This is a genomic window from Streptomyces sp. NPDC058401 (genome assembly GCF_042722885.1).
GTDB lineage: Bacteria > Actinomycetota > Actinomycetes > Streptomycetales > Streptomycetaceae > Streptomyces.
Map to the genome: position 1 here is coordinate 48094 of NZ_JBHXKA010000002.1, position 17010 is coordinate 65103.

Annotated in this window: 13 protein-coding genes; 7 read left to right on the plus strand and 6 right to left on the minus strand. The window is 71.1% G+C overall.

The features are described from left to right. The first annotated feature begins 114 nt into the window (after positions 1-114). The 5 genes from ACFWNV_RS01085 to ACFWNV_RS01105 all read left to right on the plus strand — a co-directional run bounded on the left by ACFWNV_RS01085 (position 115) and on the right by ACFWNV_RS01105 (position 8171). Positions 115-3237 carry an AMP-binding protein gene (locus tag ACFWNV_RS01085; protein WP_383938821.1) on the plus strand — a complete coding sequence of 1041 codons (3123 nt, stop codon included), beginning with the start codon at positions 115-117 and terminating at the stop codon, positions 3235-3237. A gap of 146 nt (positions 3238-3383) precedes the next feature. Continuing rightward, positions 3384-3596, plus strand: a complete 213-nt coding sequence (locus ACFWNV_RS01090; protein ID WP_383938501.1) for a hypothetical protein — start codon at positions 3384-3386, stop codon at positions 3594-3596. A gap of 502 nt (positions 3597-4098) precedes the next feature. Next, positions 4099-5676: an alpha/beta hydrolase gene (locus ACFWNV_RS01095; RefSeq protein WP_383938504.1), complete on the plus strand. Its 1578-nt coding sequence runs from the start codon at positions 4099-4101 to the stop codon at positions 5674-5676. A gap of 12 nt (positions 5677-5688) precedes the next feature. Continuing rightward, the gene (locus ACFWNV_RS01100; RefSeq protein ID WP_383938508.1) at positions 5689-7308 is read left to right on the plus strand and encodes an alpha/beta fold hydrolase; all 1620 of its coding nucleotides are present in this window, start codon (positions 5689-5691) and stop codon (positions 7306-7308) included. Next, positions 7263-8171 (plus strand): DUF4436 family protein, encoded by a 909-nt coding sequence (locus tag ACFWNV_RS01105; protein WP_383938511.1) that lies wholly within the window; start codon positions 7263-7265, stop codon positions 8169-8171. Before ACFWNV_RS01100 ends, ACFWNV_RS01105 begins: the two co-directional genes overlap by 46 nt. Before the next feature lie 79 nt (positions 8172-8250). Here the strand turns inward: ACFWNV_RS01105 and ACFWNV_RS01110 are convergent, their stop codons facing one another. The 3 genes from ACFWNV_RS01110 to ACFWNV_RS01120 form a co-directional block, all read right to left on the minus strand. Next, positions 8251-8640 carry an excalibur calcium-binding domain-containing protein gene (locus ACFWNV_RS01110; protein WP_383938514.1) on the minus strand — a complete coding sequence of 130 codons (390 nt, stop codon included), beginning with the start codon at positions 8638-8640 and terminating at the stop codon, positions 8251-8253. Positions 8641-8644: 4 nt separating this feature from the next. Continuing rightward, on the minus strand, positions 8645-10210 hold the full coding sequence (locus ACFWNV_RS01115) for a prepilin-type N-terminal cleavage/methylation domain-containing protein (protein WP_383938517.1): 1566 nt from the start codon (positions 10208-10210) through the stop codon (positions 8645-8647). 85 nt (positions 10211-10295) lie between these two features. After that, entirely contained in the window at positions 10296-10868 is a 573-nt protein-coding gene (locus tag ACFWNV_RS01120) for a hypothetical protein (protein ID WP_383938520.1), read from the minus strand. Between the two features lie 340 nt (positions 10869-11208). On the opposite strand from ACFWNV_RS01120, the gene ACFWNV_RS01125 reads away from it, so the two are divergent. Together ACFWNV_RS01125 and ACFWNV_RS01130 are read left to right on the plus strand one after the other, a co-directional pair. Then, positions 11209-12438 carry a molybdate ABC transporter substrate-binding protein gene (locus tag ACFWNV_RS01125; protein ID WP_383938523.1) on the plus strand — a complete coding sequence of 410 codons (1230 nt, stop codon included), beginning with the start codon at positions 11209-11211 and terminating at the stop codon, positions 12436-12438. A gap of 260 nt (positions 12439-12698) precedes the next feature. Further along, entirely contained in the window at positions 12699-14687 is a 1989-nt protein-coding gene (locus ACFWNV_RS01130; RefSeq protein WP_383938526.1) for an FG-GAP-like repeat-containing protein, read from the plus strand. Between the two features lie 158 nt (positions 14688-14845). Here ACFWNV_RS01130 and ACFWNV_RS01135 read toward each other — a convergent pair whose 3' ends face one another. The 3 genes from ACFWNV_RS01135 to ACFWNV_RS01145 all read right to left on the minus strand — a co-directional run bounded on the left by ACFWNV_RS01135 (position 14846) and on the right by ACFWNV_RS01145 (position 16901). After that, on the minus strand, positions 14846-15403 hold the full coding sequence (locus ACFWNV_RS01135; protein WP_383938529.1) for a PadR family transcriptional regulator: 558 nt from the start codon (positions 15401-15403) through the stop codon (positions 14846-14848). A 165-nt stretch (positions 15404-15568) separates the two neighbouring features. Continuing rightward, positions 15569-16399 carry a prepilin peptidase gene (locus ACFWNV_RS01140; protein ID WP_383938532.1) on the minus strand — a complete coding sequence of 277 codons (831 nt, stop codon included), beginning with the start codon at positions 16397-16399 and terminating at the stop codon, positions 15569-15571. A gap of 157 nt (positions 16400-16556) precedes the next feature. Further along, positions 16557-16901, minus strand: a complete 345-nt coding sequence (locus tag ACFWNV_RS01145) for a type IV pilin protein (protein ID WP_383938535.1) — start codon at positions 16899-16901, stop codon at positions 16557-16559. Between the last annotated feature and the right edge of the window lie 109 nt (positions 16902-17010).

Here is a 17010-nt window from a genome sequence, read left to right on the forward strand (position 1 = left end):
CCCCGCCCCGACCGCCCGCCCGCCCGCCCGTCTGTCACCACCCGCCACCGCACCTCACCGGAGACCGCCATCGCCACCACCGCGCCGCCCGCCGCCACGACCGTCCCGGAGCTCCTGGACGCGCGTGCCACCGAACACCCGGATCGCGTGGCGCTCCAGGTCGTCGGCGGCGGGGAACTCAGCTACCGCCGCTGGCGCGAGGAGGCGCTGCGCGCCGCCGTCGGGCTGGCCGCCGCCGGGGTCGGGCCGCGCGACCGGGTGCTGCTGCGGTTCTCCAACGCGTGCTGGGAGCGGTACGCGGTCGGCTTCCTCGCCGTCCAGTACGCGGGCGGGGTGCCCGTCCCGGTCCGCGAGGACCTGACCGAGGCCGACGCCGCCGCCCTGGCCGCACTGGCCGGGGCGGGCACGGTCCTCAGGGACGGTACGGGGCTCGGGAACGGCACGGGCCTCGGGGACGGTACGGGCCGCCAGGACGTGGAGCTCCACCAGGACGTGGAGCTCCACCAGCCCGGCGAGGCCGAACCGCCCGCCCTCCCCGGGCTGGTGGAGCTCCGCCTGGACGCCCTGCTGGCCGCGAACCTTGAGCCGCCGGCCGACCCGCCGTACCGGGTGGGCCCGGCCGATCCGGCCCAGGTGATCGGCACCTCGGGCACCACCGGCGCGCCCAAGGGCGTGCTCGCCGCGCACGGAAACCTGACCGCCGGCCTGGTCACCCACCCCCGCCGCCGCGCCTACGCGCACTCGCGGTACGCCCTGCACGCCTTCCCGATCGGGACCAACGCGGGCCAGGTGATGCTGCTGGGCGCCCTGACGGCCGCGCCCACCACGCTCAGCCTGCCCCGGTTCGACGCCGACCTGTTCGGCGGCGCGGTCGAGAAGTTCGGGGTCGGGACCGCCTTCCTGGTGCCCTCGATGGCGATCGAGCTGGTCAACGCGGGCACCGCCGGGCGGTACGACCTGAGCGGTCTGCGCCTGGTCAACTCCTCCGCCGCCGCCCTGCCCGTACCGGTGGCCGCCGCGTTGGCGGCGGCGCTTCCGGGCGCGACGCTGGTCAACACCTACACCTCGGCCGAGGCCTCGCCCGCGCAGATCTCCACCGTGGTCGACACCCGGCGCCCCGGCTCGCTGGGCCGCCCGGCGGACCCGGGTGACCTGCGGATCCTCGGCGCGGACGGGCTGCCGCTGCCCGCCGGGCAGGTCGGCGAGGTCTGGCTGCGCCAGCCGGGACCGCCCCGCGGCTACCTGGGCGCCGCGGGCGAGAGCGACCGGGTGTTCCGGGACGGCTGGGTACGGATGGGCGATGTCGGACGCCTCGACCCGGACGGCTACCTGTACTTGGTCGACCGGGAGAGCGATGTCATCAAGAGCGGGGCGCTGAAGGTTTCCACGCTGCGGATCGAGGAGGTGCTGCACGGGCATCCCGCGGTCGCCGACGCCGCCGCGCTCGGCCTGCCGCACCCCGTGATGGGCGCCGTCCCGGTGGCGGTCGTGGTGGCCGGGCCGGACGGTCTGGACCTGGACGACCTACGGCTGTTCCTGAGCGGCCGGCTGAGCCGCCCCGAGCTGCCGGTCCGGATCCTGCTCACGAGCGAACTCCCCCGGAACCCGAGCGGCAAGGTGGTCAAGCACCTGCTCCGCCCCCTCTTCGAGGCCCCCGCGGAGCCCACCGGTCCCGTGGTCGCCCCGGCCACCCCGACGGAACTGCGGTTGGCGGGACTCTGGCGGCGCCTGCTCGGACGGCCGGTCACCGATGTGGCCGCCGAGTTCTTCGCGCTCGGCGGCGACTCCTTCCGCGCGGTCCAGCTCGCCGCCGGCATCAGCGCCGAGTTCGGGGTCCCGGCGGGCACCGCCGTGGTCTTCGAGCGTCCCTCGCTGCGCTCCCAGGCCGCCTGGGTGGACCACCCCGACCGGCGGCAGAGCGCCGGCGGCGCGGCGGCGGCCGGTACGGACACCGTGACGCCCTACCTGGCCGCGCTCCGTGCGCAGCCGCACGCCATCGCGCTCACCTCGCAGCAGGAGAACTTCTTCCGCTGGATGGCCGAGGCCCCCGGGCGGGACGCCGGAGCGGTGACGGCGCTGTTCCGGGTCACCGACCGGCTGGAGCCGGAGACGCTGGGCCGGGCGCTGACCGAGGTGGTCCGGCGCCATCCGGCGCTGCGGACCCGGTTCGAGGCGGCGGGCGAGGGGGTCGTACGGGCGGTGCTGGACGCGGAACCCCGGGTGCGGATCACGCTGACCCGGGCCCCGGGGGCCACGGACGCCGAGGTGGACGCCCTGCTGCTGGCCGAGCGCGACCGGCTCACCGACCTGGCCGTCGACCCGATGGCGCGCCTCCTGGTGGTCAGCCGGTCGGAGACCGACCACGTGGTGCTGGTCGCGGTGCACCACATGGTCTCCGACGGCTGGTCGGTCGGTGTGCTGCTGGCCGACCTCGGGGTGTTCTACTCCGCGCTGCGGCGCGGCCGTTCGGCCCCGCCGGCCCGATCGGGCCCGGGCTACGAGGAGTTGGTGGAGTGGGCGAACGCGCACTGGCCGGCCTCCCGGGCCCACTTCCAGGCCGCGCTGGCCGGTGCGCCGGAGGCCGTCGAGCAGTTCGCCGGCCGCCGGGCGGTGGAGGAAGTGCTCACCCAGGCACACGAGTTCGAGGTACCGGCGGCGCTGGCCGGAGCCCTGCGGGCCCGGGCGGCCGAGCTGGGAGCCACGCCCTTCCTGGCCGTCACGGCGGCCTGGACGGGACTGCTGGCGAGCCGTAGCGGCCGCCCCGACCTGGTGGTGATGACCCCGGTGCCCGGCCGCCCGCGCCCGGACTCCGAGCGGACGGTGGGCTGTTTCGTCCAGTCGCTGCTGCTGCGCGTGGACGGCAGCGGGGAGCCGGGCTTCGCCGAGCTGGTGGACCGGCTGCGGACGGTCTACAGCGGGGCACTGGACCACCAGCTGTACCCCTTCGCCGAGTTCAGCCCCTCCGTCCCGTTCGCGGCCTGGCTCCGCTACGAGGCCTGGGCGGCGCCCGCCCAACTGCCCGGCCTGGCCTGCGCGCCCTGGGAACTGCCGCGCGGCAGCACGGTGCCCTGGCCGCTGCCGGGCGGAGACCGGAGCGTCCCCGAGCTGACCGTCCTGGAACAGCCCGACGGCGGCCTGCGCTGCTGGCTCCAGTACAACGCCCTGGCCTTCGACCTGCCCGTGATCACCGAACTGGCAAGGGAGTTCACGGCGACACTGACCACCGCCTGCGGGTGACCTCCCGGCCCCGACCCCCCGCCCCGGCCCCGCCCCGGCCCCGCCCGGCAACGGTCACGGACGTGTCACCCCCAGCCCGGTGACACGTCCGCCGTGAAACCATCGTGATGCGCCCGCGAACCGGGCCACCGGGGCAGGAGGAGCACATGGACAGCGACGGCGAGGCCTTCCGGTTCACCGGCCTGGGCGTGGCCACGTACGACCACGCGGAGCGGGGCCTGCCCCACCGACCCGACGTGGCCGACAGCCTCACGCATCTCGCCGGCCGGCTGCGCCGGGGGATCTCCGAACTGCCCGCCGCGGTGGGCGTGTCCTTCTCCGCGGACGTCCTCGAGGACCGCAGGCACGGCAGCTGCTGATCGCCATCGACTGCTGCACTTCGGGCACCGCGCTCGACACCATCGGCGCGGCCGCTGGCGCCGGGATGTCGAGCCGTATTCCGACCAACGCCTGCACTTCGTCGCCAATCCGCTGCGCACCCGCATGGCGCACGAAGGAGAGGAGGAGAACTGGCGGGGCATGTTCGCCCATCCCCTCTACCGGCGCGGAACCGGCCCCCAGATCGTGCAGCACCTGCGGGACGCGGCCCGGGCACGGGGACGGGCGACAGCCGCGTGCCGTTCAGCGGGCGCACCGAGGAGGCCGACGCGGTCGTCGCGCGGATCCAGTGTGCCGAGCCGGGCCGGTGCGGGACGTACTCGGCGATCCCTCGCGCCTGCTGGAGCACGCCCGCTGCCCCGCGCGGTGCCGCGTGCGAGGTCGTGCGACCGCGAGTAGCGTGGAAGACGTGCGTTCCGCCCATAACGCTGCGGCCTGGCCCCCGCGGGGCAGCCGCCGGTGTCGGCAGAGGAACGGGATCACATGCCGAAGCACAGCGTTCCCGCGGTGACTGCCGCAGCCGCTCTGGCCTGCCTGGCGGCATTCGGTCCCGTGCCCGCCGGCGCCGCGCCAGGGGCGCCGCAGCCCGCCGGACAGCCCGGCCGGGCAGCCGCACGGTTCGTACCCGGCGCCTGTCCGGAACCGCCCGAGCCGATCGAGGCGCTGAGCACCGCACGGTGCGGCTACCTGGAGGTCCCCGAGAACCGCTCCGGCCCCGGCGGCCGCACCATCGAGCTGGCCGTCGCCCGCATTCCGGCCCTCTCCGCGAAGCCCGCCGCGGACCCGGTGGTGTTCATGGCGGGCGGCCCCGGCGCCGACACCTTCGACGACATCCCCTTCCTCATCGGCTCCGGCCTGAACAGGGACCGCGAGCTGATCGTCATGGCCCAGCGCGGCAACCTCTACGACCGGCCGAACCTCGCCTGCCCGGAGGTCGACCGGTTCAACGAGCAGTCCGTGGGCCTGGGTTACGATGCGCGGCAGGCGAAGCAGCTCTACCTGAAGGCGGTGAAGGAGTGCCGGGACCGCCTGACGGCGGACGGTACCGACCTGAGCGCCTACAACAGCACGGAGAACGCAGCGGACTTCGCCGACCTGCGCACGGCGCTGGCCATCCCCCAGTGGAACGTCTACGGCTACTCCTACGGCAGCAACCTGGCCCTCACGTACCTGCGCCTGCACCCCGAGGGCATCCGCGCGGTGGCGATCGACTCGGTCGCACCCTCCCAGTTCGTGACGCTGCCGTGGACCTGGGGCAGCACTTCCGAGGGCATCCGCAACATCTTCGCGGCGTGCGCGGCGCAGCCCGCCTGCAAGGACCGCTACCCGGACCTCCCGGGCCTGCTGACGGAGCAGGTGCGCAAGCTGGAGGCGCACCCCCTGACGCTGAACGTCACGCCGGGGGACGCGGAGGACGGGAAGGACGGGAAGGACGGGGGCAAGCCGGTCAGGACCGTCCTGGACGGGGGCGCCCTGCTCAACCTGATCGTCGCCTTCACTCCCCGGCCCAAGGACATGCCCGCGGCGCTCGCCGAACTGGCCGACGGGAACCCGGAGCGCTTCGCCCAGGCCCGCGCGGCCGGTTCGGTCCAGAAGACCGGCGTGTTCGCGCACGGCCTGACCAACTCGATAGCGTGCAGCGAATGGGCTCCGGGGTACACGGAGTCCGACGTGCTGAAGGCGGGGCAGAAGGCCTACCCCGGGTGGCCGGAGACGGTCCTGGCGCAGCCTCCTCAACTGCCCTTCCAGTACCCGGTCTGCGGGGTCTGGGAGGTTCCGGACCGCGCGGAGATCCAGCGGGTCCCCACCTTCAGCTCGGTGCCCGCCCTCGTGGTCGCCGGCACCTTCGACGTGAAGACCGGAGCGAGTTGGGCGAAGGACGTGGCCCGGAACCTGTCACGCTCGACCTTCGTGCAGATTCCCGGAATCGGCCACTGGGTGGTCCCGCAGTCGCCTTGCGCCCAAAGCGTGCTGGCCTCGTTCCTCGCCCGCCCGACCGCGCCCGACACCGGTTGCGTGGACGGTGTCGAGCCCCAGCCGTTCACGATCGTCCCGAAGTAACCGGGAGAGCAGATGACCCGCCCGCAGACGACCCGCCACCCCGCGTCCCGTCGTAGGCGCACCGTACGACGGCTCCTAGCCCCGTCGGCCGGGATAGCGGCCGGTCTCCTCGTCACCGGCCTGCTCACCGCCCCCGCCCAGGCCGGGTCCCGCTCCGACACCAGCCCCGGAGCGCCGATCGGTACGACCGCCCGCACGGTGGGCGATGCCCGTTACGAGCCCGGCCCGTGCCCGAAGACGGTGGAGCCGGTCGAGGAGCTCGAAGGGGCCCGCTGCGGAACGCTCACCGTGCCCGAGAACCGTGACAAGCCGGGCGGCCGGACGATCGATCTCGCCGTCGCGATCGTGGCCGCCACGGCCGCCACACCGAAACCGGACCCCATCGTCTGGCTCGCGGGCGGTCCGGGCGACGACGCCGTCGGGGAGGTCAAGCTGGCGGTCGACGGTGGTCTGAACCGCGACCGCGACGTGATCTTCATGTCCCAGCGCGGTACGTACTCGGCCGACCCGGAGCTCCTCTGCCCCAACATCGACGAGTTCAACGGACGGGTGGTCGGCCTCGTCTACGACGCTCCGTCCACCGAACGCCTGCACGTCGAGGCCACGAAGGCCTGCCGCGACAAGCTCGCGGCGCGCGGGATCGACCTCGGCGCCTACAACGACACCGAGAGCGCCGCCGACTACGCCGACCTGCGCACGGCGCTGGGCATCGAGCAGTGGAACCTGTACGGCATCTCCTACGGGACCCACCTGGCGCTGGCCTCCATGCGGCTGCATCCCGAGGGCCTGCGCTCGGTGGGCATCGACGGCATCCTGCCACCGTCCAGGTCCGGCTCGGCCTCGACCTGGAGCAGCTTCCGCCAGGGCGTCGACGGCCTGTTCAAGGCCTGCGCGGACCAGCCGGCCTGCAACGAGCGCTTCCCGAACCTGAAAGCCACCTTCGAGAAGCTCGTCAGCGACCTCGAAGCCAAGCCGGTCACCACCACCGTCACCGTCCCCGGCAGCGACAAGCCGGTGAAGGTGGTGATCGACGGCGGGACCCTGGTGAACTGGCTGACGTCCGCCACCCACACGGCGGAGGCCGTACCCCTCTCCCTCGACGAGCTGGCGAACGGCAACCCGCAGCGCATCGCCCAGCAGTGGGCCGGCTGGCGGCTCAACCCCAAGGGCATCGGCGTGGTGTCGCACGGTCTCAGCTACGGCGTCTTCTGCAGCGAGTGGACCCCGTACGAGAACAAGGACGCGGCGCTCCGCGGCGGGCAGAAGGAGTTCCCGTCCTTCCCCCGCTCGGTGCAGGCCCAGGCCCCGCTGCTCACCTTCCTCCATCCGGACTGCGACACCTGGAACATCCCCGCGGCCCCGCGCTCGATCCGGGACGTGACGAGCGGCGACATCCCCACCCTCGCCCTGTCGGGTGCCTTCGACGCGCAGACCGGGGCGGACAACGGCCCGTACGTGGCCCGCACCCTCAGCAAGGCCGAGGTGGTCACGATCCCCTACGAGCCGCACGTGGTGATCGCCACCTCGAAGTGCGCCCAGGAGATCGCCGTCTCGTTCTTCGAGACCCCGGACGCGCCGGACACCGCATGCCTGAAGAACCTCGAACCGCCCGTGTTCGAAACCGCTCCCTGAGCCGTTCCCCACCACGCTCGGGGGCTTCCCTCCTGCCGGTCCTGCTGCCCCTCGCGTTCCTGATCGTGGTGGCGGTGGCCGTGGGCTCGTGGCTGCAGTTCACCGAACGGCAGACGCTCGACACGGTCCACACGGTCGGCTCCCAGGCCGCCGACCGGGTGGACGTGGAGGCCGGAGTCCAGCGCGTGGACGCCGCGGCCAGAGAGCTGGCACTGCGGGTCCGGGTCACCCCGCGCGGCGCCCTCGGCGAGGAGGACGGGTCCGCCCCGGTGGGCGATCTCCGCCTCCAGACCTCCGCGCAGACCCTCGGTGACCTGGAGTTCACGGCGCACGAGCGGGTCACGATCCGGGACGTGCAGGTCGCCGTAACGGACGGCTCGATCAGCGACTACCCGTTCGACACGTACAAACCGGACATCGAATTCTGGGCTCAGCTGGACGGCAAGGAGGTGCCGGTACGGGTGATGTTCACCAACGACGACACGCTCTTCTCGATCTCCGCGACACCCGTCCCGTCCGGGCCCGAGGCAGCCGGCCTGGCACTGGGGCTGTCCCGATCGGGCAGCCTGCTCGTCTTCACGGTCTTCATGATGGTCGTGATGTGGGCACTGGCGGCATCCGTGCTCATCGGGGCCTGGTACGTGGCGACCCGCGAGGAAGGCCTCGTCTGGGCCGCCCTCGGCTGGATGGCCGCCACCCTGTTCGCCCTCTCGGCCTTGCGGAACAACGCCCCCGGCACACCCCCGATCGGCTGCGTGCTGGACTGGTACGCCTTCCTGTGGGCCGAAACCGTGATCGCCCTCTGCCTGGTCACCGTGGTCGTCACGGGCGTCCGCACCGCCCTGCGACGCGCGGAGGAATGAGTTCCACCGGTCGGCAGATACGCCTCTCCCTCCCCCCGGACAGAAGGGAGGGAGGGAGATGCGCCGCGACGGTCCTCTGCTACTCCGTCTGCGACGGGTTGGCCGGATCGGTGATCGGCGCGCCGTCCACGTCGGTCATGAAGTCGCGGTGGACCGGCTTCTTGTCCTTCGGCCCGGGGAGGGTCGGGCAGGCGATGCCGTCACCGTCCCGGTCGAGCCCGTTCGGGTCGAGTGCATCCGCCCGCAGCACTGCTTGCGCGTCAGCCTGGGCCGTGAAAGCGCCGCAGTCGGCCACGTGTCCCTTCTGCACGTACGGAGTGACGTCGAACGTGTGCTTCGGGGCTTCCTTGCCGGCGCACGCGGTCAGCGTGATCACCGCGATCACGCCGACCACCGCGACGGCGGTACGACGAATCGGTCGGAGCCGGTGGACCCGGCCCTGGTGGAGGGTGTGTGGCTGCTCTGGCATGGTCCTAGGCCGGTCCCGCCCGGAACACGGCGACGGTTCCCTTGTCCGGTTCGACCGCGTACACCTTGCCTGTGGTGTTGTTCGTGGCCACCGAGGAGAACTGGCGGGGCGCGCCGAGCGAAGCTTGTGTCAGCAGGGTGCCGCCATTGGCCACACCGAGGCCGCCCGTGCCCATGACACCGTCTTGAGCGATGAAGAGCCTGTTGAAGTCCTTCAGCATCACGACCTTGTGCAACGGGTTACCGAGGGCATCATTTGACGCCGCGCAGACCGACACTTGCCCCGTAACCGTCTTCTCGACGATTCGATCTATGCGGCCACCCTTGGTGTTGCAGTGCGTTCCGGTGACCGCCGAATAGACGTAGACCGATCCTGCCGCCGCGTTGTAGACCACGGTGTGTGCGAGGGAGGATGTAGCGCCCAGGTCGTCGATCGCGGTGTAGGTACCGTCGTTGGGGTTCATGACGATCGTGGTGGCGACGGCCGTCCTCGAGGTCGGAACGCACCTTTTGGCAAGGAAGTAGACGCGGTTGCGGCCCGGATCGACGGCGATGCTGCTACGAATGGAGTTCGACGCAAAGAAGTCCCCGCCCGTGTTGCAGCTCGCCTTCGTCGAGAACGGCGCTACGAGCTTGGCCTGGTGGGTCTGCGACGAGATGACGTAGATGCCGACGCGGCTGGCGTCTGAAGCGCCGGTGCCGACATTCGACTTCGCGAGGTACACCTCGTGGTGCACGGGGGCAAAGGCGAAGTCGACTCCATTTGACTCGTTCCCCAGCCCCAAAGCGGGGAGTGGGATCTTCGTCGCCGACGAGCTACCAGCAGCGATGTAGGCGACCTCCGTGGTGCCCCTGGCGCCGCTGGCGACATAAACGTCGCCGTTCTCGGGGGAAACCGCCAGGCCGGTGACGGTCGTCCCGAAAGCGGCGACGCTGGTCACTTGATTCGCATTGGTTGTGTCGATGATCGCGACCCCGCCCGTACCCCCGACGTAGACCCGCCCCGTGCCGGGGTCGACCGCGATGCGGTTCGGGTTCGTCACGCCGGCGCCGGAGAGGTCGATCGGAGCACCGATCGCAGCGTCGGTCTTGCCGTCGATCACAGTCACGTTGTTGCCGACGCCGGCCACGACGTACACGCGATCGGCCTTCTCGTCGACGGCGACGTCGGTCGGGTTCTGGCCCACCTGGATCGCGTCCTTCACGCTCTCCATCGGTGTGGAGGTGTCGTTCAGCACGAAGGACGACTTCGCGCCCCGGCCGCACTTGTTCTCCTCGCCGACCACGACCATGTGGTAGACCGGTTCGCCGGTCAGCAGCCCATCGGCCGTCAGGTCCTCGACCGTCCCGTAGCGTCCGTGCTTCGCGCAGAAGGACTCCTCCGCTGTGCGCAGGCTGGCCGCGTCCGCGGCGATCGCGCTCTTGGTGCCCTTGTCGCCGATGCCCCTGACGGCGAACGCCACGATGGCGGCGAGGACGCCCAGGATCACGATGACCACGAGCAACTCGACGAGCGTGAAGCCGTCCTGGCGTCTGGCGCGCAAGGGGAACAGGCGATGGTCCGGTGTCATGACAGTCGGGCTTCCTTCAATCGATGGGTCACGTCCAGCCCGAGCGCACGCGCGAGCCCTTGCCTCGTCGGCCGCGTCACGAGGTTCACCGTCGTACCGGCTTGACGTCCTTGGGGCCCGGCAGGTCCGGGCACGCGATGCCCTTCCCGTCACCGTCGAGGTGGTTCGGGTCGGCCGGCGCGAAGCGCAGGACCGCCTGTGCGTCCGCCTGGCTGGCGAAGTCCGGGCAGTCGTAGGCGTCATTGCCGTAACGCAGGAAATAGCGGGCGTCGAAGGCTTGCTCCGGCTGCGGGCAGCGCGCGCTGCGCATGTCGGCGGGACCGCATGCTGCGGTGCTCGTGACCGGTTTGATGTCGCGCGGCTCCGGCAGTCCGCGGCACGCGACGCCGCCTCCGTCGTCAAGGTGGTTCGGGTCGCCGGGGTCGGCCCGCAGCACCGCCTGGGCATCCGCCTGATTGGCGAAGTTGACGCACTCGAAGGCGGCGCCGTGGCTTGTGTACTCCTTCGCGTCGAACACCTTGCTGTTCGGGCAGAGCGCGGTGCGCGGGGTGCCCGGCGTGCACCACGCCTGGTCGGGCCGCTTGGATTCAGCGGCCGAACCCCACCCGCCGCGCGCGAGCACCACGACGGCCAGCGCCACCGCCACCACCGCGATCACCAGAACACTCCGCCTGACCGCGCGTGAGCCGGACAGTCTGCTCAACAGTGCCATTCCACGCCTCTGCTCATCGTGCCGCCGGCCTCTTCCGTGCGTGCTGCAGCGGACCGACGGCACTGGCCGCCGGCCCGCTGCAGGCTGGATAGGTGCATTACATCCACAGCGAGCACGGTTGTCAATGATTGACTACTGGGCGCCCGACTGCGCACCATTCGGCATGTGCGGCACAGCCATGCCGGAAAACCTCGCAGATGCCTAGGCGTATCGACCCTTTGCCTTTTCACGCCGGCGAGGTGAGCCGACGGCAGCAGCCGTCCATCAGATCTATGAGGAGTAGCAAATGCAACGACAGTCCAGGCGCACCTGGAGCGCCCCGAACTCCGGCCGCACCGCCATGCGCCGGCTGCGGAACGCCTTCGCGGTGGGTGCCCTCACCACGGCGCTGGTCACCGCCGCGGCGCCGACGGTGTTCGCAACGACGGATGCGCAGGTCGGCGTCGCGAACAACATGTACCCCGCGCTGAAGGACATGCGACCCACGATCCAGACCCTTGAGTCGTTCACGGCCTTCACGGCCAACGCCGCGTCGCAGACCGGCGGATTCTGGAACAAGCCGGCGGTCGACACGACGACGATGCGCGGCATCACGTCCGGAAGCCTGCGGCAGCAGCTGAAGGCCGCCGGCCCGTACACCACGTGCAACCCGGCGGCGTCGAACAACTGCGTCAACGGGCCTCTGCACGTCGACGCGTTCCTCTCGGCGGACGAGGCCAACGTGGACGCGGTCATCCCGACCGCGGACGGTGGCACGTGCACGGCGGGCGGAGGCGTCGAGTGCAACGGCGACGCTGGATCCAAGTACCCAGTGGCAATCGGCCACTTGGCGATCTACAGCTGCAGCGGTAGCTGGGCGGGCTCGACCAAGGGTGACGACCCGTCCAACGCCGGCAGCCCCCCGCTGCCGTTCGGCGCGGACGCCAACGGCAGCGGCAACGGCAAGGCGCAGTCGCCTCGCTGTGACGCCACGCCGGTCAGCGGCGGCGCCCCCACGACCATCCCGGCCCTGGTGACCTGGCTCGGGACCAGTGGCCGCCGAGTCGCGGTCGCCGACCCGGCCTCCGCGCCGTTCGGCGCGGCGTCCAAGCAGGCGCTGATCCAGAACGGGTTCACCTGGACCGACAGCGGTGTGGGTCAGAACGTGTTCCGGGGAAGCGCGTGCGATAGCGCGGGTACCGCATGCAAGGTGCGCCTGGAATCGGGCATCAGCCAGGTGCGTGGCGCGGTGACCTCGAATGCAGGCGGTAACACCCAGCTGGGTCTCGTCGCGAAGTCGAACGTCGTGAACGTGAGCTGGACGTCGAGCTCGCTGAACAACACCACGAGCAACGACCCCAACACGTGGACCGAGGTCAGCGCCAGCGCGTACTCCGGCTACGGGGACATCGAGCAGTACGGCGTCGCCCTGACCGGCGGCAACACCGGCGCAGCGGCCGCCTGGGGTGACCTGTTCAACAACCAGTGGGACATCAACAACAACATCCAGTCGACCCTCGCCGCTTACGGCTACTAGGCGATCCGGAGTACTGGGCAACGGACCGTCGGCCGGGCACCAACACCGCCCGCCGACGGTCCCGGCCCCCGAGGTGCGCATCCCGCGGCGGGGGCCGGGTACCGCACTGCGCACAGCGCAGAAGTTGGAGCGTCAGCCAACGAGGTCGTCAATAGGTGACCACCGGGGCACCGCTTGCTCCCACGAGCACGGTGCCCCCTCGGCAGCCGCCAGCCGCGGTACCGACTCTTAGTCATCAGGCCCTTAGGAGGGGCCCACACATGAGCAGAACACCACGCCGGCACTTCACGCCGGACGGCCGCTCCGTCGCGCTCGCGCGCGGCCGGTCGCTCCGCGTTCCGGCACTCGCCTTCGCGGTGGCGACCGTCGTGATGGCCGGCAGCCCGGCCTCGGCGGCCGGCACCAACACGACCGCCTTCGCCACCGCGGTCAGCCTCAGTGACAGCGGCCGCGGCAGCTCGGCCGTCGCGATCGGCGACCTCGACAACGACGGGAAGCCGGACCTCGTCACGGCCATCCGCGCCGAGGGCCTGGGCGTGTTCCTCGGTTCGGGCGGCGGCAGCTTCGGCGCCGTGACCAAGTACGCGGCTCCCCGCACCGCATCGAGTCTCTTCCTCGGCTCTGCACTGATCCGCGACGTCAACGGCGACGGCCACCAGGACGTCGTCAGCCAGGACTCGCGCGGCAACGTCGCCCTGGTCTGGCTCGGCGACGGCACCGGCGCCCTCGGCGCCGGAGCGGTGGTCCAGCTCAACCCGACGGCCGGGTGCGACAGCACGGGCGACAACCCGTGTGTCGTGCGCTTCCCCGCCGACGTCACCGTGGGCGACTTCGACGAGGACGGCAAGCCGGACCTCGCGACGTCCAACGCGACCACGAACAACCTCTCGGTCGTCCTCGGCAACGGCGACGGCACGTTCGGCGCCGCGACCCAGCTCGGGCTGAACGGCGGCACCGGCCCGCAGGGCATCGCGGCCGCCGACCTGGACGGCGACGGCCACCTGGACCTCACCACCTCGAACACGTCGACCGGCACGGTCTCCGTGCTGCTGGGCGACGGCAACAGCGGCTTCGGCACGGCGTCGAGCGTCTCGGCCGGTGTGAGCCTGCCGTCCAAGCTCCAGCTCGCCGACGTCAACGAGGACGCCAAACTGGACGCCGTCATCGTGGCACCCGGCTCACCGGGACAGGTCGCGGTCCTGCTCGGCAACGGTGCGGGCGCGTTCGGCACGGCGAACGTCCTGTCGGCGGGAACGAACCTCACCTCCTCGTCGGTGTCCGACCTGAACGGCGACGGTCACGTCGACCTGGTCGTGTCCAGCGCCGGCACGGCCGAGGTCTTGGCCTTCGAGGGCGACGGCACGGGTGCCTTCGGCAGCCCGATCACCTTCGGGCTGAACGGCGCCCTCAACCCGCAGGGCACGGCTGTGGCCGACCTCGACGGTGACGGACGTCCCGACGTCGTCACGGCCAACAGCAACAGCTCGGCCGCGTACGTCAAGGACGCGTCGGTGCTGCTCAACACGACGAACCGGACCCCTGCGGCCGCGAACGAGTCGCTCAGCCACATCGGTGCGGACACCTCGCTCGTCGTCGGCGCTCCCGGCGTCCTCGGCAACGACACGGACCCCGACGGCAACACGCTGACGGCTTCCCTCGTGACCGGGCCGGCGCACGGCACCCTCGCGCTGAACCCGGACGGCTCGTTCAGCTACCAGCCCACCAGTGCCTACACCGGAAGCGACAGCTTCACGTACAAGGCGACGGACGGCACGGTCGACTCGAACACCGCGACCGTGACGATCAGCGTCTCGGCCGGCTGCAACGGTCTCGCCGCCACGATCACCGGCAACGGGATCGTGAACGGCACGAGCGGCGCCGACGTGATCGTGACCGGCAACGGGAACGACGCCGTCAGCGGGAACGGCGGCAACGACACCATCTGCACGTTCGGCGGCAACGACGCCGTATCCGGCGGCAGCGGCAACGACTACCTCGACGGCGGTGACGGCAACGACGCCATCAGCGGCGGCAGCGGCAACGACGCCGTCAAGGGCGGGGCGGGCGACGACGCCCTCTCCGGCGGCTCCGGCAACGACACCGTGATCGGTGGCGCCGGCAGCGACATCCTCTCCGGCGGCAGCGACACGGACGTCTGCGCCGGGGACGACAACGGCGGACCGGCGCTCGCGGGCACGGACTCGATCGCGTCCGGCGGCTCCTGCGAGACCGTCGTCGAGGTGCCGTAGCCGACGAACCGTAGTCGACGAGCCGTCTCCGACGGCCGGCTATGAGGCACTGACGTGAGTGAAGGGCCCGGTGATCGCGATGATGCGGTCACCGGGCCTTCTTGCTGCCGGGTCCTTCTTGCTGCGTCACGCGCATCGCCGGCGACCGCGGTGCGGCGTCAGCCCGCCTTGACGGCCGGCCGCGTCGCGTCGACGTCGACGGCGTCGAGGAGCTGGCGCGCGGCGTGGACGAGGTCCAGCCGCCAGGCGTAGATCGCGCGGGTGACGTGGTCGCCGACGTGCTCCTTGACGTGCAGCGCCGCTTCGATCTCATCGAGGACGACCCGCTGGCGCTCGATCAGGCGCGCGGGGCTGACGTCGCGACGCTGGAGCAGCAGGAATTTGCTCGTGAGATCGGCACGGATATCGCGCAGGTGACCCACGGGCTCGCTCAGCCACCGGTTGACGGCCGTCTTCGCCGTGCGGGTGGCGGCGTAGATCGTGCGCTGCGGTCCGCGATCGCTTTCCTCGGTGCCGACCGGTGTGATCAGCCCCCGCTCGACCAGCCGCGTGATCGACCTGTAGACCATGGGCCGGGAGATGTGCCAGAACTCACCGATGTCCGTGCCCTCCACGGTGAGGGCTGCGATGGCGAAGCCGTGGCTCGGTCGTTCGGCCACGAGGGCGAGCACGATCCACTCGGCCAACGGCAGATCAGGTCGGTCAGCTTTCTCCATGGTAACCAGGTTACCAATCGGGACGGCCTGCCGTTGTGTGATGTAACAGTCTTCGATGGCCGTGCGGATCGCGGCGCTGTAGGTACGACCAGAAGCTCTGTAGGTACGCCCAGCAGGGCCGTTCCGGGTTCGTCGACACCTCCGGGCCGGTGTCCGGCCCGGGCGTCAGGGGCGGTGGCCGACGGTCGTGAACGGCACACCCGTCGCGTTCGCGTACGGGTCGCTGAGACTTTCGTACCAGTGGACGACAGGAGCACCTACGAGGATCGCGGCGATGGCGCCGACGGCGAGGAACACCCCGAACGGAATGCGGGTGTCGCGGGTCATTCGCCCCGCCGCCATGAGCCCGAGGCCCATCAGCAATCCGACGAAGCTGCCGCCGACCACCGCGAGGACGAGATACCACGGGCCGAACCAGCCCAGCCCGGTGCCGAGCAGGCCCGCCAGGCGCACGTCGCCGAATCCGAGCCAGGCCGGCCGCACCCAGTGCAGGGCGAAGAAGACGGCGAAGGCGCCGACGGCGCATGCCGCGGTCACGCCGAGCCGGTACCACTGCCCGGTGGCCGCCGCGGCGGCGAGCAGGCAGGCCGCGGTGAGCCCGAGCGTCGGGTAGACCAGCCGCAGAGGGAGCAGGAACAGCTCGGCGTCGCAGGCGGCCAGGGCCAGTAGTCCTGCGGTGAATACCAGTGCGGCGGGGAGTACTGCCGAGGGGCCGAAGCGCAGTGCTTCGGCGGCGAAGAGCAGCCCGGTGAGCGCTTCGAGGAGCGGGTAGCGCGCGGGGATCGGCACCCGGCAGGCGCGGCAGCGCCGGGCCAGCAGGAGCCAGGACACGACGGGGATGTTGTCCCGGGCCGCGATCGGCGTGGAGCATCCCGGGCAGGCGGAGCCGGGCCGCACGACGGAGCGGCCGGCCGGTACGCGGGAGACGGCGACGTTGAGGAACGATCCGACCGCGAGCCCCAACAGGCCGATAATCACGACAAACATGGATGACATGGGCGCAATGGTGCCGTACTCATACGTACGCGTCACTACCTGGATGAGTCGAGCAGCCGCTCAGCACGGTCGGCCAGGCGGCGCTTCCGCTGCCACCTGGCCGACGCGATCACGGGACGACCACCTACGGGCGACGTCCGGTGAGGAGAACCCCGTATCAGGGGGTGGTCGCGCAGGGGTTCGTCCAACCATCCCTGTTGGGTATCGGCGTCACCACGTTCACGGTGAGGTCCTTGAGCTCGTACCACTCCGAAGCCGTGGACAGGAAGCCGACCTCCGCGAGCTTCGCCACGGTGGCGTACGTGTTGTTGTTGGCGTAGTACGCCTCTTCCGCGGTCTGGACCGTGGCCTTATCGGTCTTGCACGCCGCGCTCTGACCCTTGTCGTTGATGCCGCGAACGGAGAAGACGACGATGGCGGACAGGATGCCGAGGATCACGATGACCACGAGAAGCTCGACGAGCGTGAAGCCGGCTTCCGCGGTCTCGTTCCGTGCACGCATTTGCCGACGCAACGTGCCTTGCAGGTTTGTGAACATCTTTCTCCATCTACGGCGACCGGCCAGAAAGCCAAGTCACGTTGTAGTAACAGCCTGATTAATCAGCGGTAGA